Source organism: Variovorax sp. VaC1, assembly GCF_043658315.1.
GTDB lineage: Bacteria > Pseudomonadota > Gammaproteobacteria > Burkholderiales > Burkholderiaceae_C > Variovorax.
Genome location: NZ_JBIGLT010000008.1, coordinates 327246 through 346832 on the forward strand (window position 1 = coordinate 327246; position 19587 = coordinate 346832).

Annotated in this window: 20 protein-coding genes; 15 read left to right on the plus strand and 5 right to left on the minus strand. The window is 68.6% G+C overall.

Going from position 1 to position 19587, the window contains the following annotated elements:
* Positions 1-2 precede the first annotated feature (2 nt).
* The 7 genes from ACGLHS_RS29385 (at position 3) to ACGLHS_RS29415 (ending at position 6403) form a co-directional block, all read left to right on the plus strand.
* Entirely contained in the window at positions 3-563 is a 561-nt protein-coding gene (locus ACGLHS_RS29385) for an isoprenylcysteine carboxylmethyltransferase family protein (protein ID WP_093245960.1), read from the plus strand.
* Between the two features lie 110 nt (positions 564-673).
* On the plus strand, positions 674-1123 hold the full coding sequence (locus tag ACGLHS_RS29390) for a hypothetical protein (protein ID WP_093245961.1): 450 nt from the start codon (positions 674-676) through the stop codon (positions 1121-1123).
* Positions 1124-1294: 171 nt separating this feature from the next.
* Positions 1295-1879, plus strand: coding sequence for a phosphatase PAP2 family protein (locus tag ACGLHS_RS29395; RefSeq protein ID WP_394485345.1), 585 nt, complete (start codon positions 1295-1297; stop codon positions 1877-1879).
* On the plus strand, positions 1876-2940 hold the full coding sequence (locus ACGLHS_RS29400; RefSeq protein ID WP_093245964.1) for a glycosyltransferase family 2 protein: 1065 nt from the start codon (positions 1876-1878) through the stop codon (positions 2938-2940). The genes ACGLHS_RS29395 and ACGLHS_RS29400 overlap by 4 nt, the downstream gene beginning before the upstream one ends.
* The gene (locus ACGLHS_RS29405) at positions 2937-4580 is read left to right on the plus strand and encodes an ArnT family glycosyltransferase (RefSeq protein ID WP_394485346.1); all 1644 of its coding nucleotides are present in this window, start codon (positions 2937-2939) and stop codon (positions 4578-4580) included. Before ACGLHS_RS29400 ends, ACGLHS_RS29405 begins: the two co-directional genes overlap by 4 nt.
* Positions 4573-5439 carry a ChbG/HpnK family deacetylase gene (locus ACGLHS_RS29410; protein ID WP_394485347.1) on the plus strand — a complete coding sequence of 289 codons (867 nt, stop codon included), beginning with the start codon at positions 4573-4575 and terminating at the stop codon, positions 5437-5439. Before ACGLHS_RS29405 ends, ACGLHS_RS29410 begins: the two co-directional genes overlap by 8 nt.
* Before the next feature lie 172 nt (positions 5440-5611).
* The gene (locus ACGLHS_RS29415) at positions 5612-6403 is read left to right on the plus strand and encodes a CPBP family intramembrane glutamic endopeptidase (protein WP_394485348.1); all 792 of its coding nucleotides are present in this window, start codon (positions 5612-5614) and stop codon (positions 6401-6403) included.
* Positions 6404-6448: 45 nt separating this feature from the next.
* Here ACGLHS_RS29415 and ACGLHS_RS29420 read toward each other — a convergent pair whose 3' ends face one another.
* The 4 genes from ACGLHS_RS29420 to ACGLHS_RS29435 all read right to left on the minus strand — a co-directional run bounded on the left by ACGLHS_RS29420 (position 6449) and on the right by ACGLHS_RS29435 (position 10222).
* Positions 6449-7060, minus strand: coding sequence for a flavin reductase family protein (locus ACGLHS_RS29420; RefSeq protein WP_394485349.1), 612 nt, complete (start codon positions 7058-7060; stop codon positions 6449-6451).
* A 92-nt stretch (positions 7061-7152) separates the two neighbouring features.
* A complete protein-coding gene (locus ACGLHS_RS29425; protein WP_394485411.1) occupies positions 7153-8712 on the minus strand; it encodes a transporter associated domain-containing protein in 1560 nt (519 codons plus the stop codon).
* Positions 8713-8948: 236 nt separating this feature from the next.
* The gene (locus ACGLHS_RS29430; protein WP_394485350.1) at positions 8949-9422 is read right to left on the minus strand and encodes a hypothetical protein; all 474 of its coding nucleotides are present in this window, start codon (positions 9420-9422) and stop codon (positions 8949-8951) included.
* A gap of 74 nt (positions 9423-9496) precedes the next feature.
* The gene (locus ACGLHS_RS29435) at positions 9497-10222 is read right to left on the minus strand and encodes a hypothetical protein (protein ID WP_256327446.1); all 726 of its coding nucleotides are present in this window, start codon (positions 10220-10222) and stop codon (positions 9497-9499) included.
* A gap of 375 nt (positions 10223-10597) precedes the next feature.
* Between ACGLHS_RS29435 and ACGLHS_RS29440 the strand changes: the two genes are divergently transcribed.
* From ACGLHS_RS29440 to ACGLHS_RS29450, 3 genes are all read left to right on the plus strand, one after another.
* Positions 10598-11515, plus strand: a complete 918-nt coding sequence (locus ACGLHS_RS29440; RefSeq protein WP_394485352.1) for a class I SAM-dependent methyltransferase — start codon at positions 10598-10600, stop codon at positions 11513-11515.
* Positions 11516-11616: 101 nt separating this feature from the next.
* Positions 11617-12297: a ParB-like protein gene (locus ACGLHS_RS29445; RefSeq protein ID WP_093245973.1), complete on the plus strand. Its 681-nt coding sequence runs from the start codon at positions 11617-11619 to the stop codon at positions 12295-12297.
* The gene (locus tag ACGLHS_RS29450; RefSeq protein ID WP_394485354.1) at positions 12294-13967 is read left to right on the plus strand and encodes a SulP family inorganic anion transporter; all 1674 of its coding nucleotides are present in this window, start codon (positions 12294-12296) and stop codon (positions 13965-13967) included. Before ACGLHS_RS29445 ends, ACGLHS_RS29450 begins: the two co-directional genes overlap by 4 nt.
* On the opposite strand, the gene ACGLHS_RS29455 is transcribed toward ACGLHS_RS29450, so the two are convergent.
* The gene (locus tag ACGLHS_RS29455) at positions 13942-14898 is read right to left on the minus strand and encodes a helix-turn-helix domain-containing protein (RefSeq protein ID WP_093245975.1); all 957 of its coding nucleotides are present in this window, start codon (positions 14896-14898) and stop codon (positions 13942-13944) included. The two genes, ACGLHS_RS29450 and ACGLHS_RS29455, sit on opposite strands and share 26 nt — an antisense overlap.
* A 230-nt stretch (positions 14899-15128) precedes the next feature.
* Between ACGLHS_RS29455 and ACGLHS_RS29460 the strand changes: the two genes are divergently transcribed.
* The 5 genes from ACGLHS_RS29460 to ACGLHS_RS29480 are packed head-to-tail and all read left to right on the plus strand — an operon-like array spanning position 15129 to position 19586.
* Positions 15129-16319: an amino acid ABC transporter substrate-binding protein gene (locus tag ACGLHS_RS29460; protein ID WP_394485356.1), complete on the plus strand. Its 1191-nt coding sequence runs from the start codon at positions 15129-15131 to the stop codon at positions 16317-16319.
* 4 nt (positions 16320-16323) lie between these two features.
* Positions 16324-17202 (plus strand): branched-chain amino acid ABC transporter permease, encoded by an 879-nt coding sequence (locus ACGLHS_RS29465; RefSeq protein WP_394485357.1) that lies wholly within the window; start codon positions 16324-16326, stop codon positions 17200-17202.
* Positions 17199-18134, plus strand: coding sequence for a branched-chain amino acid ABC transporter permease (locus ACGLHS_RS29470; protein WP_394485359.1), 936 nt, complete (start codon positions 17199-17201; stop codon positions 18132-18134). Before ACGLHS_RS29465 ends, ACGLHS_RS29470 begins: the two co-directional genes overlap by 4 nt.
* Positions 18127-18879 (plus strand): ABC transporter ATP-binding protein, encoded by a 753-nt coding sequence (locus ACGLHS_RS29475; RefSeq protein ID WP_394485361.1) that lies wholly within the window; start codon positions 18127-18129, stop codon positions 18877-18879. The genes ACGLHS_RS29470 and ACGLHS_RS29475 overlap by 8 nt, the downstream gene beginning before the upstream one ends.
* Positions 18876-19586: an ABC transporter ATP-binding protein gene (locus ACGLHS_RS29480; protein ID WP_394485363.1), complete on the plus strand. Its 711-nt coding sequence runs from the start codon at positions 18876-18878 to the stop codon at positions 19584-19586. The genes ACGLHS_RS29475 and ACGLHS_RS29480 overlap by 4 nt, the downstream gene beginning before the upstream one ends.
* The last annotated feature ends 1 nt before the right edge of the window (position 19587 follow it).

Genomic DNA, 19587 nt, shown 5'->3' on the forward strand with positions numbered 1-19587 from the left:
CCATGCTCCTCTGGTTCCAGATCCTCGTTTTCATCGCCGGCACGGCCGCGCTGCTGTATGTCTCGCGCGGGCCGCTGCGGCAGCCCGGCTCGCACGGCTTCTACCGTTTCTTCGCGTGGGAATGCATGCTGGTGCTGATCCTCGTGAACCTGCCGGTGTGGCATGTCGACCCGCTCTCGGCGACGCAGCTGCTGTCGTGCGTGTTCCTGGCGCTGTCGATCTGGCTGCCGATCCATGCGGTGCGGCTGCTCAAGGCACAGGGCAAGCCGAGCGATGCGCGCAATGACGACCCGGCCCTCTACGGTTTCGAGAAGACTTCGTCGCTGGTGACCAGCGGCGCCTTCCGCTACATCCGCCATCCGATGTACACGGCGCTCATGCTGCTGGCATGGGGCGCCTTCCTCAAGCAGTTCACCTGGCTCACGCTGGCGCTGGTGCTCGCGGCCACGCTGCTGCTGGTGCTGACGGCGCTGCGCGACGAGAAGGAATGCATCGCGCATTTCGGCGATGCCTACCGCGCGTACATGCGGGGTACGCGGCGCTTCATTCCGTTCGTGCTTTAGTACGCCCCGGCGCGGGTGCGCGCCTTATACCCGCACCCCGTGACATTACCTTGCGGGAAGCTGACGCTGACGATCAGGTTCCATTCACGAGAGCGGTCTAGCATCCGCGCATGTTGCTCGCACGCGTCCGCAATTTTGCGCAAGCGCACCACAGGATGTGGTGCGTCGCGGGCGTCTTCCTGATCCTTCTGCAGCCCTTCATCGCGGTCCATTTCCGCTGCGACGGGCTCGAAGACGAGCCGATGCTGCGGGTACGCAGCCTCGGCGACACCACGCAGTTCGAGGCCGACGACCGCGCCGACCACCCGCGCGACCACGAAACCACGGTGTTCGCCCAGACACCGGCGAGCATCGACCACCCCGACGCGCTGGCCTCCGCGCTGGCCGGCTTCATGGCGATGGTCCTGGCCATGCTGCCGCTGGCGCTGGTGATGACCCGGCTGGTCACGCCGGTCGAACGCGAAGCACCGGAACACGTGCCGCCGCATGGTGGCGCCCCGCCTCTTCCACGGCCCTGGCGGCGACTGCCGCCCACTGCTGCTCCGCCTTCCGGGACCTGAGAAGCGACGCCGCGCGCGCCGCATGTTCCCGCTGCGCTATGGCGTGCGGGCTCTCTTCCTCGCCGAAAGGTCGTGACCCATGACCCCTTTTTTCTGGTGCGTGCGCAGCAATTGGCGCCACCGTGCGCCCATCTCTTTTTCTTTCTTCAACCCTCTCGCGAGGGTCGCATCGTGAACGCGCTGAATCTCGCTCTCTTTCATTGGATCAATGCCGGCAACCAACCCACCCAGGGGGTGCTGGTGGTCGCAAGGGGTTTTGCCCTCTGGGCCGCCTGGCTGTCCGCCGGCATCCTCGCCCTCGCCCTGTGGCGCCGCCGTGGTGAACGCGCCTACCTGTTCGCCGTGGCGGCAACGGCCGGCGTGACCTCGCTCGTGTCGCACGGCATCGCGATGCTGCTGAACGTGCCGCGCCCCTTCGTGCAGGGGCTGTCCCCGGCCTACATCACGCATGCCGCGAGCGGCTCGCTGCCCAGCACGCACGCGGCCGTGATGTCGATGGTGGCGCTGGCCTTCCTGCTGCGCCCCGGCCTGCGCGCCCTCGGCGTGGTGCTGCTGGCGCTGGCCGCCGCCACCGGCTGGGCACGCATCTACGTGGGCGTGCACTTTCCGATCGACATCGCCGCGGGCTTCGTGCTCGGCAGCGCGATGGCCTGCGCGCTCGCCCTCGCCTTCCGGATCTTTCATTTTTTCGCGTTGCGGGCCGGCCGCGCGTCGGGCCACGGCCCCGCCGACCGCTCGCTCTGGAGACCCTCATGACCTCTTCGACCACCGCGAGGCATTCGCGCGCCGGCATCGGCGCCATCCCGTCGCAAGCCGGCCAGGACACGGCGCCCCAGGCCGCCATGCCGACGGCGGCGGAGACGCACACCCGCAGCATCTCTTGCGTGATCCCTTGCTACAACGAGGCAGCCAACCTGCGCCACCTGCTGCCGCTGCTCGAAGACATTCTCTGGGCCACGCGGCTGCGCTGGGAAATCATCGTGGTGGACGACGGCAGCACCGACGACACCGCCGCCGTCGCGCAGGCGTGGTGCGAGCTGTCGGGCTTTCGCTGCATCTCGCTGTCGCGCAACTTCGGCAAGGAAGCCGCGCTCACCGCCGGCCTTGCCGCTGCCAAGGGCGACGCCGTGGTCCTGCTCGACGGCGACCTGCAGCATTCGCCCGAGCTCATCCACGCCATGATCGCGCAGTGGATGGCCGGCGCCGAGGTGGTGTACGCGGTGCGCCAGGAGCGCAGCGACGAAAGCCGCTTCAAGCAGATCGGCAGCAAGCTGTTCTACAAGTTCGTCAACTCCTCCGACCGTTTCGAGGTACCGAAGGACGCGGGCGACTTCCGCCTGATGGACCGCAAGGTGGTCGATGCGCTGATGAGCCTGCCCGAGCGCAGCCGCTTCATGAAGGGCCTGTACGCGTGGGTGGGCTTCCGTGCCGTGGCGCTGCCGTACACGCCGGCGCCGCGCGCCGAAGGCACCACCACGTTCAATGCGCGGCGGCTGCTGAACCTGGCCATCGACGGGCTCACCGCCTTCACGACCTGGCCGCTGCGCCTGGTCAGCGTGGCGGGCCTGATGCTCGCCGTGCCGGCCTTCGCCTATGGCGCCTACGTGGCCGTGGACCACCTGCTGTTCGGCAACTCCGTCTCGGGTTGGACCACCATCGTCGTGAGCCTGATGTTCTTCATCGGCATCCAGATGATCTCCACCGGCATCGTCGGCGAGTACATCGCGCGCATCTACGAAGAGGTCAAGGGCCGGCCGCTGTACGTGGTGCGCGACGAGCACGGCAGCGGGATCGCGAGCGAGGCCGAAGAGACATGAAGCGACCCGGCAATGGCAATGCCTGGTGGACCTCGCCCCAGCCCCTGTGGCTCATCGCCGCGATCTTCGCCTGGCTGCTGGTAACGGCCTGGGTGCGCCCCTTGATGGCGCCCGACGAAGGCCGCTACGCCGGCGTCGCGCTGTCGATGCTGCATTCGGGCGACTGGCTGGTGCCGCGGCTGGACGGCCTGCCCTTCTTCCACAAGCCGCCGCTGTTCTACTGGATCGGCGCGGCCGCCATGTCGGTGACCGGGCCGGTGGAATGGGCGGCGCGCCTGCCCTCCATCCTGGGCGCGGGCGCGGCGGCTTCGGCGCTGTTCCTCTTCCTGCGGCGCTGGTCGACGGTGCGGCAGGCGCTGCTGTCCACCATGGTGCTCGTCACCACGCCCTTCTTCTTTTTGGGCGCGCAGTTCGCGAACCTCGACATGCTGGTGGCCGGCTGCATCTCGGCCACCGTGCTGCTGGCCGCCGCTGCCGCGCTGGCCCGCGAGCGCGCCGAGCCCTGGCGGGCGCTGCTGGCGGGTGCCTACCTGTTCGCCGCGGCCGGGCTGCTGGCCAAGGGGCTGATCGGCGTGGTGCTGCCCGTGGGCGTGCTGCTGACCTGGTGCGTGGTCACGCGCAGGGCCGCGGTGCTGCGGCTGTCGGTCTGGCTGCCCGGCTGGGCCATCCTGCTGGCGGTGGCCGGCCCGTGGTTCGTGGCGATGCAGATGAAGTACCCGGAGTTCTTCGACTACTTCGTCATCACGCAGCACTTCCGGCGTTTTGCGTCCTCGGGCTTCAACAACGAGCACGGCATCTGGTTCTACCTGCCGGTGCTGGCAGCCTTCACGCTGCCATGGTTTGCCTGGTTCGCCTGGGCGCTGGTGCCGCGGCGCAAGGACGAAGACGCACGGCCCCGGCTGTCCGACGTCGACTGGCTGATGTGGATCTGGCTCGCGGTGATCGTGGTCTTCTTCTCGCTGCCGCGCTCCAAGCTCGTGGGCTATGTGCTGCCGGCGCTGCCGCCGCTGGCCTACCTGATCGCAAAGCACGTGCTGGCCGGCCGGTCGATGGAAGCGCTGTGGCCCAAGGCGCGCGCGATGACGCTGGCGGCCGCCACTTTGTGCGTGGCCTGCGTGGCCGCGATCGCGATCTACGCCGTGCCGCACGGCACCCGGCTGCGCCTGCCCGAAGGCCAGGCCGTGGCCGCCGGCGACCAGGTGCTGATGCTCGACAACTACTTCTACGAAGTCCCGTTCTACTGGAACCTGCACCAGACGGTGCTGATCTCGGACGACTGGAAAGCCGCCGCCACCGACACCCGCGACAACTGGCGCAAGGAAGTCGTGGACGCCGGCCGCTTCGAGCCCGAGCGCGCCGCCCGCACGCTGGTCGACCGCACGCAGCTCGCGGCCACGCTCTGCGTGCCCCGCACGACCTGGCTGGTGGGGCCGAGCAACGCGCAGATCGCGCACCCGTGGCTGGCCCGCGCGCAACTGGTCTCGGCGCACCAGAGCGTCGCGGCCTGGCGCTTCGCGGGCAGCGCCACGAGCGACGCGCACTGCCTGGATGTCGCGGCCGCCTCCACGCCCGCACCTTCTTCCTCTTCTTCTTCCGCGCCCCTGCCGGCCAATGGAACCGCAACGAATGGCGATGACTGAGACTTCCGGCGCCCCGGCGCCGACCACGCGCTACCTCTGCATCTGCGCGGACGACTTCGGCATGAGCACCGGCATCAACGCGGCCGTGCTCGACCTTGCCGCGCAGGGAAAGATTTCGGCGACCAGCGGCATGGTGCGCCGCAGCGCATGGCTCGAAGGCGCCAAGACGCTCCGGCAGGTCGACCCCGCGCGGCTCGACGTCGGCCTGCACCTGGACCTCACGCGCCCCGACACGCCCGACGGCTTCGAGCCCGGCCTGCTCGGCCTGCTTGCGCGGACCTACTCGCGCACGGTGTTCTCGCCCGCGCTTCATGCCGACATCCGCGACCAGCTGAGCCGCTTCGAAGACGCCATGGGCCGCGCGCCCGCCTTCATCGACGGGCACCGGCACGTGCATCAGTTTCCGGTCGTGCGGGATCTGCTGGTCGACGAGATCACGCGGCGCTACCCCACGTCGCCGCCCTGGGTGCGCTACACCGCGCCGGTCTGGCGCGGCGGCCCCGAGCGGCTGAAAGCCCAGGTCATCCACGCGCTGGGCGGCGCGCGGCTGGCCGCGCTCGCCCGCAAGCACGGGATTCCCGTGAGCCGCCGCCTGCTGGGGGTCTACGATTTTTCGGGCGACACGCAGGGCTATGCGGCGCGGCTGTCCGAGTGGCTGTCCGAATGCCGCACCGGCGACGTGCTGATGTGCCACCCCTCCGCCGGCGCCAACCTGCCGAGCGATCCGCACGGGGCGGCCAGGCTGCGCGAATACGCGGCGCTGCAGCGCCTGGCGTTCCCGGTGCAGGGACGGCTCGGCGAGGTCGCGCTCGCGCCCTTGTCCCAGCTCGTGCAGCGCGGCGAACTGGCCTATGCGTAGTAGGCCGTCGTTCGTCGCGGCCTTGCCTGCGCAGCCGTCGTTCTGCTTTCGCTGACGCGGGCACCGGCCGACCCGCAGTCCGATTTCTTCCGCGCATGGTTCTCATCGCAAGGTTGATGCAATCCCCGGCGGGTCAACTTGCGCGCCGCCCCTTCGCGACCCCACCAGACCCATGCCTTTCCTGAAACGCACGGCCTTTCCGTCGGCCATGCAGGCCGTGCTGCTGTTCGCCGCCCTGCTCCTTTGCGAATTCATTGCCGGTGCCGCGCTGCGCGACGCCAACGGGCTGCTCGGCCTCGACGACCTGCAGATCGGCGTGCTCTCCACTGTGATGGGCAACGGCTTCGTGTTCGTGGTGGTGATGAACTTCCAGAAGCTCACCTACCGCAGGCTGTTCCATCGCTCGCGGAACTCCGCCAGGGCCACGCTGATGTTCGTGGTGCCGCCGACCTTGCTGCTGGTGCCGGCGCTGCTGCTGACGATCACGGCCGTCGTGAACCTGATGATGCGGGTCGTTCCGCCATCGGCCTGGGAAGAGTCGCTGTTCAGCCGCCTGGCCGACGGCAGCATCGCCGCCATGCTGGCGGTGTGCGTCGTGGCACCGGTGCTCGAAGAGATGCTGTTCCGCGGCATCGTGTTGCGCGGGTTCCTGCGGCGCTATTCGCGCTCGCAGGCCATGGTCATGTCGGCGCTGCTGTTCGGCGCGGCGCACCTGAACATCTACCAGTTCGTGGTCGGCTTCGTGCTGGGCATGGTGCTGGCGTGGCTGTACGAACGCACGCACTCGCTCATTCCGTGCATTGCCCTGCATGCCACCTACAACGGCACGACCTTGCTGCTGGGCGACCGGCTCGGCGTGGCCCCGCCGTCGCGCCTGGTGTGGGCCATCGTGGCCGCATCGGCTGCCGCCGTGTGCGGCCTGCTCGCCTTGCGGGCCGTGCTGGTGCCGCGAGCCACTTCCTGAAGCTTCCCGGGGCTTGCTGATTCGCGCCTCGGGTCGGCCGAAGCGCTACGAGGGAAGCACAGGCGGCAGTGCCCGCGCATTCACCTGCTCGCCATCGACGATGAAGTGCCCACCCGCCACATGGTGCAGCGTGCGCAGGTCGTCGTGCCCGGAGAAGTTCCAGCGCCCATCGGCGAACACGCGGGCGTCGGCCTGCGCCGCGATCACCTCGCCGAGAAACAGGTCGTAGCGCTGCTGGATCGGCGGCTCCGGCAGCAGCCGGCATTCGAGCCAGGCCACGCAGTCTTCGAGCAGCGGCGCATCGGTGGCGGTGCCCGCAAAAGTCTGCAGCCCGTAGGCCGCGAACTTGTCATGCCCCGCGCGCTCGACGATCTCGCGGCCCGAGCTGTTGCCCAGCGCCTCGGTCAGGTCGAGCTGCGCGCGCGTCGGTACCTGCAGCGCAAAGCTGCCCGCGCCTTCGAGCAGCACGCGCGTCCAGGTGCTCTTGTCGAGCACCACGGCCACCTTGGGCGGATCGAAGTCGAGCGGCATGGCCCAGGCGGCAGCCATGATGTTGCGCTGGCCGCCGTGCGCGGCGCTCACGAGGACGGTCGGGCCGTGGTTCAGCAGGCGGTAGGCCTTGGCCAGCGGAACCGGCCGGCGGTGAGAGGCGTTCATGCGCGTGGAATGAAGGTTGCAACGACGGGGTGCCAGCCTAACAAATCGGCCGGCCCCACGTCGCACTCGATCATCGCGCCTGGTCGACGTGTTCAGGCCTCGGCTTCCGGCAGCGGCAGCCGGCGCACGGCCACGGTCCGGATGCGCTGTGCATCGACATCGGTCACCACGAATTCGTACCCGTCGTGCACCCACGTCGCCTTCGCGGGTGGCAGTCCGCCGAAGCGGGCCAGCAGGAAGCCCGCGACCGAGGTGTAGCTGTCGTCGTCGCTCACGAGGCCATGGGTCTGCAGCGCCTGTTCGAGCAGGTGCAGGTCGGCACTGCCGGACACGGTCCACGCATCGGATGCGGTCTGCAGGATCTCCAGGGTCTCGTCCTCGTCGGGGAACTCGCCGGCAATCGCCTCCAGCACGTCGATGGGCGTGACCACGCCGGTCAGCGTGCCGTGCTCGTCGTTGACCAGCGCGAGCTGCCCGCGCGCACCGCGCAGCGTGTCGATGAGCTTGATCACGGTGGTCGATTCGGGCACGTAGATCGGCGTGCGCAGGCCGCCGCGCTCGTCGATCTTTCCGTCGCGCAGCAGATGGCCCAGCAGGTCCTTCGCGCGCGCCACGCCGACCACGTCGTCGAGCGAGCCCCGGCACACGGGGAAGATGCCGTGCGGCGTATCGAGCAGTTGCTCGCGCACCGCGTCGGGGTCGTCGTTCAGGTCGACCCACGAGATGTCGGTGCGCGGCGTCATCACCGAGCGCACGTTGCGATCGGCCAGTGACAGCACGCCGCTGACCATGTTGCGCTCTTCCACGGCGAAGGCGGGCTCCGTCGCGAGCGCCGCACCGGGCGCGCCGCCCGCCGGCACCGGCTCGCCAGGGCCGCGGCCGCCGAGCAGCCGGATGATGGATTCGGCCGTGCGGTCGCGCAGCGGCCGGCGCGCCTCGTGCCGCAGCGCATTGCGCTTGGCCCACTGGTTCAGCGTCTCGATCATCACGGAGAAGCCGATCGCGCCGTACAGGTAGCCCTTCGGAATGTGGAAGCCCAGGCCCTCGGCCACCAGGCTCAGGCCGATCATCAGCAGGAAGCTCAGGCACAGCACCACCACGGTCGGGTGCGCGTTGACGAAACGCGTGAGCGGCTTCGACGCCCACAGCATGATGCCAATGGAAATGACAACGGCCGCCATCATCACCGGCAGGTGCTCCACCATGCCCACGGCGGTGATCACCGCGTCGAGCGAGAACACGGCGTCGAGCACCACGATCTGCGTGACCACCAGCCCGAAGCCCGCATAGACCGTCGAGCCGCTGGCCGTGTGCGTCACGCCCTCCAGCCGCTCGTGCAGCTCGGAGGTGGCCTTGAACAGCAGGAACAGGCCGCCCAGCAGCAGGATCAGGTCGCGGCCCGAGAAACCCTGGCCGAACACGCTGAACAGCGGCGTGGTCAGCGTGACCAGCCACGAGACGATCGACAGCAGCGCCAGCCGCATGAAGAGCGCCAGGCTCAGGCCGATGAGCCGCGCCCGGTCGCGCTGGTGCGGTGGCAGCTTCTCCGCAAGGATCGCGATGAAGATCAGGTTGTCGATGCCCAGCACGATCTCCAGGACGACCAGCGTCAGGAGGCCGATCCAGGCGGCGGGGTCGGTGAGAAGTTCAATCATGGGGTGCGTGCGTGCAAGCGGGTGCGGCCCGGCATGGCGCGGGCCATGTCGGGCAACAGGGAAAAGACGGGGAGGATGCGCGCTGCGAAGGCGTCGTTCGCAACGCAGCGATGCAGGCTGAAGCTGGCGCAGGCCAGCGACCTACTGGGAGGCTCTGAAGAAGATTTCACCCCCCCAGTTTATCGGACCCTTTTTTGACGGTTCGCCGCCAAGGGGTTTTCGGCCTCAGCGGATCAGCGGTAGGCGTCGCACAGCGCGAGGTATTCGTCGCCCGAAATCTGCAACGCGGTCGCGCGGCGCAGCACGCGGGCCTTGGGCTTGGGCAGGTCGGTCTTGATCTGGATCTGCCGGCCGATGGGAATGCCCATGTAGCTCTGGTTGACCCAGATGTTCTCGACGATGTTCTGCCATGGAATCAGCAGGCCGTTCTCGAAAGTCAGGCCCTGGTGGCCCACGACGAACGCGGGCGTTGCGATGTTGCCCAGCTGCCGGATGCACTTGAACGCCAGCCATGCGGCCAGCAGGCCGAACGCTGCGGCAATGAGGATGCCGATGTTCTTGTCTTGCGCGCGAATGCAGAGAACGGCCAGCACGCACGCCACCACCACCCAGAGGGCGGCACCGGCGATCAGGCGTGGGCGGGAGTAGAAGACCGGGCGGTCCTGGCGGGTCTGTTCGCGCTGGCTGGTGGAGCTGTAGATTTCCATTTTCCTGATTCGCTTTGCGTTGTTGGAGTGGTTGAAGGAAGGAAGGGCGAGAGAAAAAAGAAGAAAAGAATGGCTCAGGCAGCGGGAAGGCGCTGCATCAGGCAGGCCATCAGCACGGGCTCGTTGTCGATCTTCGAGCGGTCGATCTTGCGGGCCTTGCCGTTGGCGACGATCACGAGCTGCTCGTCCACGTCCATGCCCTCTTCATCGGACTGCGTACGGATGGTGTCGATGCTCGACCACGCGATGAGCTGCCCCTTGTGCACCAGCCCTTCCGCATTCAGGCCGAGCGCGCCGAAGGGCACGGTGTCGCCCGCATGCAGGCGCCGCTCGACGTCGTGCCGCAGCACTTCGCCGACGGCTTCCTCGATTTCGGCGAGCAGCGCGGGCGCGTCGTCCCACAGGTCGAGGCGCAGCCGCAGCGTCTTGCCGTTGCGCGTGGTGAGCAGCAGGTGGTTGCGGTTGTGGCGCTGGCGCAGACGCGTCACGTCCTTGAAGGCCACGATGGTGCCGCCGACCTGCAGGCCGTGCGCGCCCACCGTCATCACCTTCGGCGTGCGCCACCATGCAAGGAAGTCGCTGCCCTTCCAGAAGATCAGGTAGATCGCCGCCGGGATCGCGAGCACCAGCACGAAGAAGGCGCTCTTGTAGCGAACGAAGTCCGCCGTGACGAGATAGGGAAGGATGTAGATCTTCGCGGGCACCAGCATCATGGCGCAGAAGACATAGATCGCGGCAAGGCCGCCCAGCACGCAGTAGAACGCGTAGCGCGGAAAGACTCGGGCGTGACGAATGGGCATGTGAATGGCCCAATGCGTCGACAGCGGGCGTGGTGGCGTGAAGAAGGAAAGAACTGCGCGCACGACCATACCAGCGCGATGCGTCATGCATGAGGCCCGGCGTGTCGTCCGGTGACTCATTTTGCGAATGAAAAACGTGCGCTGAAGAAGCTGCTAATTAGGAAGATTTAAGTTTGACGCTTACTTCGGCACAACCGCTGCTTAAGCATTCATGACGCGTGCGGGACAAGCGGGCGGCAAGAGCGCGGCCGCCACCGACGCACCACCTCGGCACCATCAGCGCACCACGAACACCGCATCGCCCCGCACAAGGCCCTGTACAGATCCGCCGCGCGGGCCGAAACTTCGCGCCCTCTCAATGCCGGAGCTTCTTCAGTGAATCCATCGCACGCCAGCCGCACCGCCCTTGCCACTTCGCTCATGCGCGCCCTCCACACGCGCAGCGACCCCGCCCCGCTGCTGGACGACCCGTGGGGCGACCGCCTCGTTCCCGAGGCCGTGCGCGCAGTCTTTCGCGAGCGGGCACTGGCGCAGCACGATGCATCGCATGGCGCCGCCGCGACGCCCGGGCAGGTGCTCGATGCCGCGCTGCACGCCAACGCGGCGTACCCCGAAGTGATCCTGCGCTCGCGCTACACGGAAGATGCTTTGAAGGACGCCGTGGCCCGCGGCGTCGGCCAGTACGTGATCGTCGGCGCGGGCTTCGACAGCTTCGTCTGCCGCCGCCCCGCGTGGGCCGAGGGCCTGACCATCTACGAAGTCGATCACCCGGCCACGCAGCAATTGAAGCGCCAGCGCCTGCGCGACTGCGGCGTTGCCGAAGCGCCCTCGGTGCATTTCATCGAGGCCGACCTGTCGGTCGAAGACCTCGGCAGCGCACTCGCGCGATCGCCCTTCCAGGCCACGAAGCCGAGCTTCTTCTCGTGGCTCGGCGTCACCGTCTACCTCACGCGGCAGGCCAACCTTGCGGCCCTGCACGCCATCGCCGCCTGCGCGCCGGCCGGCAGCGAACTGGTCTTCACCTACATCGACGAGGCGGCGCTGCGCCCCGGCCACCTGAACGCCGAGGCCTTCCGCAAGCTGCAGAGCGAGGTGTCGGCGGTGGGCGAGGCTTTCCTGTGCGGCTTTGCCCCGGCCGAGCTGAAGGCGCTGCTGCTGGAGACCGGCTTTGCCCTGAAAGAAGACCTGGACGGCCACCAGGCCCTGGCGCGCTACGACGCCGCGGGCGCCAATGGTTTCAAGCCCGCGGGGGCCGCCCACATCGCCCACGCCGTCAGGTTCCCGTCCGTCTGAGACTGCTAGCGTGCGGGCCACTTGTGGCGCGGCTTGTCGATGGCGATGATGGCGCCGACGCGCTGCCACCGGTTTCCACAACCACAACAAGAGGCCCTGTCATGACCGCAAAACCCAACCTGATCTCCGTCGCCCTCGACGAACTCCACCCGACCCAGATCACCGTCGGCGGGGCCGAGGTGGCGACCAAGCGCGCGCAGTGGAGCCAGCTCAAGCGCAAGGACCGCGAGCGCACGCTGGCCGCGCACTGGTTCCCGGCCGTGCGTGGGCCAGCCGGGCGCTACTACATCGTCGATCACCATCACCTCGGGTGCGCGCTGCACCAGGAGTCGGTCGACAAGGTGTGGGTGATGCAGCTCGACGACCTCTCCGAAGTCAAGGGCGAGCAGTTCTGGCGGCTCATGGAGTTCCACCGCTGGGCGCACCCGTTCGACGAGAAGGGCAAGCGCCGCGAGTACGGCGCGATTCCCTCCAGCGTGGCGAAGATGCGCGACGACCCGTACCGCGCCCTCGCCGGCTTCGTGCGCAAGGCCGGCGGCTACGCGAAGGATGCGGCGCCGTATGCCGAGTTTCTGTGGGCCGATCATTTCCGGCCGCTGCTGCCCGCCAAGAAGCTCCAGCCTTCGGCCACCGAGCCGATGCCGCAGGCCTCCATCGACAAGGCCGTGGCGCTCGCGCGCGCCGCCGCCGCACGCTACCTGCCGGGCTGGACCGGCGTGACCAACGCCACGCCCGCCGCGGTGATGGCACCGGCCGACGCCAACCACAAGCCCGCACCGTGAGCACCACGTCGCGCCGGCCCGGCATCGCCGACCTGGTGGCGGGCGTGTCCATCGCGGGGCTGCTGCTGCCCGAGGCGGTGGCCTATTCGGGCATCGCGGGGCTGCCGCCGCAAGCCGGCGTGATCGCGCTCTTCGCGGGGCTGCTGGTCTACGGCATCTTCGGCAGCAGCCGCTTCGCGATCGTCTCGGCCACCTCGTCGTCTGCCGCGGTGCTGTTCGCGGCCACCACCTCGATTCCCGGTGTCGACACCGCCACGCGCCTGGCGCTGGGCGCGGGCATCGTGCTGCTGGCCGGGGTCTTCTTCGTCATCGCGGGCATCGCCAAGCTGGGCGCGGTGTCGAGCCTGATCGCCAAGCCGGTGCTGCGCGGCTTCGCGCTCGGGCTGGCGCTGACCATCGTCATCAAGCAGTTGCCGAAGGTGCTGGCGGTGCAGCCGGCGCACAGCGATTTCTTCCGGCTCATCGCGGGCCTCGTGTCCGAGTGGCGGCACTGGAACCTGGCCGGCGCGGCGATGGCGCTGGCCGCGCTGGTGCTGCTGCGCGGCCTCGCGCGATGGCGCGCCGTACCGGCGGCGCTGCTGGTGATCGTGTGCGGCATCGCGCTCGACATCAGCGGGCTGTGCCATGCCTGGGGCGTGGCGGCGGTGGGACCGATCTCGCTCGACTTCTCGCACCCCGGCGTGCCTTCGCTCGACCGCGCGCAATGGCTGGGGCTGGGCGAGCTGGCCTTCGCGATGGCGCTGATCCTCTATGCCGAGTCCTATGGCTCGATCCGCACCTTCGCGATGCGCCACGGCGACAACGTGTCGGCCAACCGCGACCTGCTCGCGCTGGGCGGCGCCAACCTGCTGTCGGCGCTGTTCCAGGGCATGCCGGTGGGCGCGGGCTACTCGGCCACCTCGGCCAACGAATCGGCGGGCGCGCAGAGCCGCGCGGCGGGCATCGTGGCGGGGCTGGTGGTGCTGGTGGCCGTGCTCACGCTGCTGCCGTGGATCGCGCACACGCCCGAGCCGCTGCTGGCGGCCATCGTGATCAACGCGGTAAGCCATTCGCTGAACCCCTCGTCGCTGCGGCCGTATTTCCATTGGCGGCGCGACCGGCTGGTGGCATTGGTGGCGGTTGCCGCCGTGCTGCTGCTGGGCGTGCTCGACGGCCTGCTGGCGGCCATCGGCGTGAGCCTCTTGATGCTGCTGCGCGGCTTCTCGCGCACCACGGTGAGCTGGCTCGGCCGGCTGGGCCAGAGCCACGACTACGTTGACACCGCCCGCCACCCCGAGGCCGTGGTGCCGCCGGGCGTGCTGATCGCACGGCCCGAGGTGCCGCTGTTCTTCGGCAATGCGGATGCGGTGTTCGTGTCGATCCGTGCGCGCATCGATGCCACGCCGGGGCTGCAGCGCATGGTGTTGAGCCTGGAAGAATCGCCGGACCTCGACGCCACCAGCATCGAGGCGATGTGCGACTTTGCCGCCTACGTGCGCGTGCGCGGCGCGCGCCTGTCGCTGGCCCGCGTGAAGGACAACGTGCGCGACCTGCTCGCCAAGGTCGATTCGCCCAACCTCAAGGCCGAGGTGTATGCGCCGTGGAGCGTGGACGACGCGGTAGAGGTGTCGCAGAACGCAGGCAGCGGCACGCCGACACCCGCCGTCAGCGCTGCGCCGCCTGCCGCCTGAACTCGCTCGGGCTGCCGCCCGTGTGCTCGCGGAACACGCGGCTGAAGTGCGACAGGTTGCCGAAGCCGGCGGCCAGCGCGATGTCGGTGATGGAGCGCGCCGCATTCGCCGGGTCGAGCAGCTCGCGGATGCTGGCCGCCAGCCGCTGGTGCTGGATGTAGCCGGTCAGCGTTTCGTCGTCGCCCGCGAAGGCGCTGTGCAGCAGGCGCTTGCTGCAGCGCAGGGCCAGCGCCATGCTGTCGATCGACAGGGCCGGGTCGCGCAGGTTCTGCGCGACGTGGCGGCGGATGCGGTCCTTCAGCGCCTCGCGCTGGGTCTGCGGTGTTTCCTGCCCCGCGAGTTCCATCAGCGACAGCCGCACCAGATGGATCAGCAACTCGCCCGCACCGCGCGCGGCGGCCTCGCTCATGAAGGGCAGTTCGAGGTAGGTGCTGCGCATGGTCTCCAGCGCCACGCGCGAGATGCCGCTGCCCCCGCCGATGCGGCGCGCCACGAGGTCGTTGAGTGGCAATGCGGGCGTGGCGAGCTGGTCTTTCGGCAGCATCACGATCAGGTGGTCGCTGCGCTCGGGGTTGGCCACGGTGTAGTCGGCGGTGGTGTCGTAGAGCGTCCATCCGCCTGAACGCACCGCCGCCGCGCGGCCACGCTGCGTGACCTCGGCCGAGCCCTGCCAGGGCGCGACGATCTTCAGGTAGGGCGTTTCGCTCAGGCGCGCCATCTGCGTGGTGCGCAGCACGCGGTGCCGGTTGGCTTCGAGCCGCGTGAGGATCACATCGCCCGCATGCGAGGCCGCAAGGTGGCCGTCGAATTCGCTGTCGTCGTACAGATCGGAGCCCAGGCCGCCGAAGTGGCGCCACACCCATTCGCACCACAGCGGCCCGCGCTCCTTCGGCGGGATCTGGTCGGTGGACAGGAGCAGCGAAGCGGTCATGCAGGCGAGGACGGCAGGGACGGCAAGGACGACGGGAGCGAAAGATTTCAACACGAAGCCGGGATGCCGCGCATTGTGAAGCGCCTTCGCCGACCAGGGATTTGCGGGTTAACCACTAGGCGCATGCACGCTGCGTCAAGTGCTTTGTGCGCGGCGGGCACAGCACCCGAAGGCCCCCGTTTCTACGATTCCGGGCAGCGGGCGCATGTCGACGCCCACAGGAGACTTTCATGCTTCACCCCAACCGCCGCCACTGGATCAAGGGCACCGCCACCGCGCTCGGCGCGGCCGCCGTCGCGCCGCAACTGTTTGCTCAGAGTGGCCCCGTGCGCATCGGCTACGCCATCGCGCGCACCGGCCCCTGGGCCGCGGGCGCGCAAGTGAGCCAGGAACCCAACTACCTGCTGTGGGCCGAGCAGGTCAACGCCGCGGGCGGCCTGTCGGTGAAGGGCACCAGGCGCCCCATCGAGCTGATCGGCTACGACGACCGCAGCGAGACCGAGACCTGCGTGCGCACCTTCGAAAAACTCATGGGCAGCGACAAGGTCGACCTCGTGCTGCCACCCTGGGGTTCGGGCGCCAACTTCGCGGTGGCCCCGCTGGCCAACCGCTTCGGCTATCCGCTGCTGGCGCCCACGGCGCTGTCGCGCAAGCTGATCGACATGCACCTGCCCTTCTTCTTCTCGCTGCTGCAGCAGCCCGACAAGATGATGGGCGCGCTGGTCGACATGCTGGTGGCGAACAACGTGAAGACCATCGCCATCGTCTACATGGACGACCTGTTCGGGCTGGAGAACTTCGCCGCACTCAACGCTGCGCTGAAGAAGACCAGCATCCAGGTGCTCGACCGCAAGAGCTACCCGCTGGGCGTGAAAGACCTCGCGCCGGTGCTGCGCACCATGAAGGACCTGAACCCCGACGCCTTCATCGGCATCACCTACCCGCCGGACACCATCCTCGCGAGCCGGCAGTCGCGCGAGGTGGGCTTCAACCCCAAGTACTTCTACGCCTCGGTGGGCACCGCCTTCCAGCTCTACAAGAACGTGATGGCCGCCAACACCGAAGGCGTGATCGGCATGGGCTCGTGGAACGGCAAGACCAGCCCCGAGGCCAAGGCGTATTTCGACGCGCACACGAAGAAGTTCGGCAAGGAACCCGACCGCTGGGCCAGCGGCCACGCATGGGCGGGCCTGCAGATTCTTCAGCAGGCGGTGGAGAAGGTGGGCCTGGACCGCAAGGCGCTGCGCGACCAGATCGCGAAGAACGAGTTCAAGACCATCCTCGGCCCGATCCGCTTCGAGGGCAGCGAGAACGCGTCCATTCCCGGCACCGTCGCGCAGTGGCAGGGCAACGACTTCGAAGTGGTCTGGCCGAAAGACCGCGCCACCGCCCAACTGATGCCCAAGCCGGCCTGGAAATAACGACGTGTCATTCACTGGATGGGCCGAGCTCCTGGCCGGCGGATTGATCACGGGCGGCATCTATGCGCTGGTCGCCATCGGGCTGAACCTGCAGTACGGGCTGATGCGCATCATGAACATCTCGCACGGCGAGTTCCTGATGCTCGGCGCCTTTCTCACATGGTGGGCGCATACGGCCTTCGGCGTCTCGCCGCTGGTCTTCATGCCCGTGGCCTTCGCGGTGCTGATGGTGCTGGGCATGGCGGTGCACTGGCTGTGCTTCCGGCAGGTGGCGGCGCGCGCACCCAACGTCGATGTGTTCGAAGCGCGCAGCCTGATGGTGGGCTTCGGCCTGATGTTCCTGGTGCAGAACACCGCGCTGCTGATCTGGGGCGGCGACCTGCGCGGCTACGACTACCTGGCCGACCCGGTGCAGTTCGGCGAGATGCGCTTCACCGCCAACAAGCTGGTGCTGTTCGGCGTGGCGCTGGCACTGAGCCTCGGGCTCATCGCGCTGCTCAAGCTCACGCTGCTGGGCAAGGCGGTGCGCGCGCTGATGCAGTCGCCCACCGGCGCGCAGCTCGTGGGCATCAACACGAAGCGGCTGCATCCGCTGATGTTCGGCATCGGCCTGGGCCTGTCGGGCGTGGCCGGTGCCCTGCTGTCGATGACCTACGAGATATCGCCCTCGATGGGCGAGCCCTACACGGTGACGGCGCTGATCGTCATCACCCTCGGCGGCTTCGGCAGCATCGCGGGCAGCCTTGTCGGCGGCCTGCTGCTGGGCGTGGTGGAAGCGCTGGGCATGTACTACACGAGCCCCTCGCTCAAGATGCTGCTGTCGTATGCCGTGTTCATCGGCGTGCTGATCTGGCGGCCCAACGGACTGTTCTCCAGAAAATGATTTCCCATTTCCACAACAAGCCCTGGTGGGTGCTCGCCGGCGGCCTCGTGCTGGCAGCCGCCGTGCCGTGGGTTGCGTCGGAGTTCGTGGCCTCGGTGGCGCTCGGCTGCCTGATGTACATCGCGCTGGCCACGAGCTGGTCGCTGTTCTGCGGTGCCACGCGCTACCTGTCGCTCGCCACTTCGGCCTTCTTCGGGCTGGGCGCCTATGCCAGCGCCACGCTGCTCGACGTGCTGCCGTGGCCGCTGGTCATCCTCTCTGGCGCGGCCATCGCGAGCGCGGTGGCGGTGCTGATGGGCGCCGCGGTGCTGCACCTGCGCGGCACCTACTTCGCGGTGCTGACCTTCGGCATGACGGAACTGATCCGTCATGCCGTGACCTTCGTCGAGAAGCAGGTGTCGGGCACCGTCGGCCGCGTGCTGACCGTGGTGCCGTCGAACGAGACGGTGTACCTCACGGTGCTGGCGATCGCGGGCGCGGCCATCGCAACAGCGCTGCTGGTCAAGCGCAGCCGCTTCGGACTGGCGCTGGCCGGCATCGGTGCCGACGAACAGCGCGCGCAGACGCTGGGCGTCGACACGCGCCGCGTGAAGGTGATCGGCTTCGCGCTCACCGCCGCCTTCGCCGGCGCGGTCGGCGCGGCAATGGCCGTGCGCTGGACCTACATCGATCCGCCCGCGGTGTTCAGCCCCTTCATCGGCTTCCAGACCGTGCTGATCGCGATGATCGGCGGCGCAGCCAGCATCGGCGGGCCGGTGGCGGCGGCCATCGTGTTCAGCCTGTTGTCGGAAACGCTGCGGCTACAGCTGCCCTACGGCTACATGATGGTGCTGGGCCTGCTGCTGATCCTGTGCGTGATGTACCTGCCCAACGGCCTCGCGTCGCTGTGGCAGCGCAAGGCGGCGGTGCTGCGGAGGCATGGCCATGAATGAGCGCCCTCTTCTTCTCGAAGCCCGCGAACTCACCGTGCGCTTCGGCGGCCTCACGGCGGTGGACGCGGTCAGCGCCACGCTGCATGCGGGCGAGCTGGTCGGCATCATCGGGCCGAACGGCGCGGGCAAGACGACCTTCTTCAATGCGATCTCGGGCGTGGTCATACCCACTTCGGGCCAACTGCTGGTGGAAGGCGATGTGGACCTCACGCGGCGCGGCCCGCATCTTTATGCGGCGCACGGCATCGCGCGCACCTTCCAGACGCCGCGCGTCATGGCCGACATGACGCTCGAAGACAACGTGCGCTTCGGCATGCAGTTCGCGGGGCGGCATCGCGCACCCATCGCGGGGCTGGGCAGCACCGGCGAAATTCTCGACATGCTGGGCCTCGGTGGCCTGGCGAAGAACATCGCCGCCGACGTGACGCCATCGCAGCAACGCCTGCTGGAGATCGGCATGGCGCTCGGCACCCGCCCGCGCGTGCTGCTGCTCGACGAAGTGGCGGCGGGCCTCACCGAAGCCGAGGTCGACGCCATGGCGCGGCGCATCCGCCGGCTGCGCGACGAGCACGGCCTCACGGTCGTGTGGATCGAGCATGCGGTCGCCACGCTGCTGAAGTACGTCGAGCGCGTGCTGGTGCTGCACCAGGGCCGCAAGATCGCCGACGGCACGCCGGCAGAAGTGGTGCGCAATGCCGAGGTGGTCGAGGCCTATCTGGGCGACGAGATGGAGGCCACCGCATGAGCGCCGCACAACTCACCGTGCGCGGCCTCTCCGCCGGCTACCACGGCTTCCAGGTGATTCAAGGCATGGACCTCGATGTGTCGCCCGGCGTCACCGTCGTGCTCGGGCCCAACGGCGCGGGCAAGACCACGCTGCTGAAGGCACTGGCCGGTTTGCTGCCGCGCACGGGCGAAGCCTTGCTCGACGGCGCCGCGCTGCCTTCGGGCGAGGCCACGGCCTGCGTGCGGCGCGGCCTTGCGCTGGTGGCCGAAGGCCGCCAGCTCTTTCCGCAGATGACCGTCACCGAGAACCTCGAACTCGGCGGCTGGCTCATTCCGGCCCGCCTTCGCGCCGAACGCCTCGCGCGTGCCTTCGACGACTTTCCGCGCCTGAAGGAACGCGCCACGCAACTGGCCGGCACCATGAGCGGCGGCGAGCAGCAGATGGTGGCGGTGGCGCGCGCCATGATGAGCGGGCCGCGCCTGCTGATGCTCGACGAGCCTTCGCTCGGCCTTGCGCCGCGCATGGTCGACGAGCTGCTGGCCATCGTGCGCCGCATCGCGTCGCAGGGCGTGACCGTGCTGATGGTCGAGCAGAACGTGCGCAAGGCGCTGCAGGCCGCGGACCGTGGCTACGTGCTCGAACGCGGCCGCGTCGTCGCCTCGGGCGAAGCGCAGGCGCTACTGCATTCCGACGTGGTGCGCCAGGCCTACCTGGGCGTCGCCTGAT

What these genes read in the sequence shown, in the direction of transcription:
- ACGLHS_RS29390 (WP_093245961.1), top strand. Translation starts at nt 674, where the DNA reads ATGTTGCTCGCACGCGTCCGCAATTTTGCGCAAGCGCACCACAGGATG.
- ACGLHS_RS29385 (WP_093245960.1), top strand. Translation starts at nt 3, where the DNA reads ATGCTCCTCTGGTTCCAGATCCTCGTTTTCATCGCCGGCACGGCCGCG.
- ACGLHS_RS29400 (WP_093245964.1), top strand. Translation starts at nt 1,876, where the DNA reads ATGACCTCTTCGACCACCGCGAGGCATTCGCGCGCCGGCATCGGCGCC.
- ACGLHS_RS29455 (WP_093245975.1), bottom strand. Translation starts at nt 14,898, where the DNA reads ATGACCGCTTCGCTGCTCCTGTCCACCGACCAGATCCCGCCGAAGGAG.
- ACGLHS_RS29475 (WP_394485361.1), top strand. Translation starts at nt 18,127, where the DNA reads ATGAATGAGCGCCCTCTTCTTCTCGAAGCCCGCGAACTCACCGTGCGC.
- ACGLHS_RS29435 (WP_256327446.1), bottom strand. Translation starts at nt 10,222, where the DNA reads ATGCCCATTCGTCACGCCCGAGTCTTTCCGCGCTACGCGTTCTACTGC.
- ACGLHS_RS29410 (WP_394485347.1), top strand. Translation starts at nt 4,573, where the DNA reads ATGACTGAGACTTCCGGCGCCCCGGCGCCGACCACGCGCTACCTCTGC.
- ACGLHS_RS29420 (WP_394485349.1), bottom strand. Translation starts at nt 7,060, where the DNA reads ATGAACGCCTCTCACCGCCGGCCGGTTCCGCTGGCCAAGGCCTACCGC.
- ACGLHS_RS29405 (WP_394485346.1), top strand. Translation starts at nt 2,937, where the DNA reads ATGAAGCGACCCGGCAATGGCAATGCCTGGTGGACCTCGCCCCAGCCC.
- ACGLHS_RS29445 (WP_093245973.1), top strand. Translation starts at nt 11,617, where the DNA reads ATGACCGCAAAACCCAACCTGATCTCCGTCGCCCTCGACGAACTCCAC.
- ACGLHS_RS29470 (WP_394485359.1), top strand. Translation starts at nt 17,199, where the DNA reads ATGATTTCCCATTTCCACAACAAGCCCTGGTGGGTGCTCGCCGGCGGC.
- ACGLHS_RS29460 (WP_394485356.1), top strand. Translation starts at nt 15,129, where the DNA reads ATGCTTCACCCCAACCGCCGCCACTGGATCAAGGGCACCGCCACCGCG.
- ACGLHS_RS29415 (WP_394485348.1), top strand. Translation starts at nt 5,612, where the DNA reads ATGCCTTTCCTGAAACGCACGGCCTTTCCGTCGGCCATGCAGGCCGTG.
- ACGLHS_RS29430 (WP_394485350.1), bottom strand. Translation starts at nt 9,422, where the DNA reads ATGGAAATCTACAGCTCCACCAGCCAGCGCGAACAGACCCGCCAGGAC.
- ACGLHS_RS29480 (WP_394485363.1), top strand. Translation starts at nt 18,876, where the DNA reads ATGAGCGCCGCACAACTCACCGTGCGCGGCCTCTCCGCCGGCTACCAC.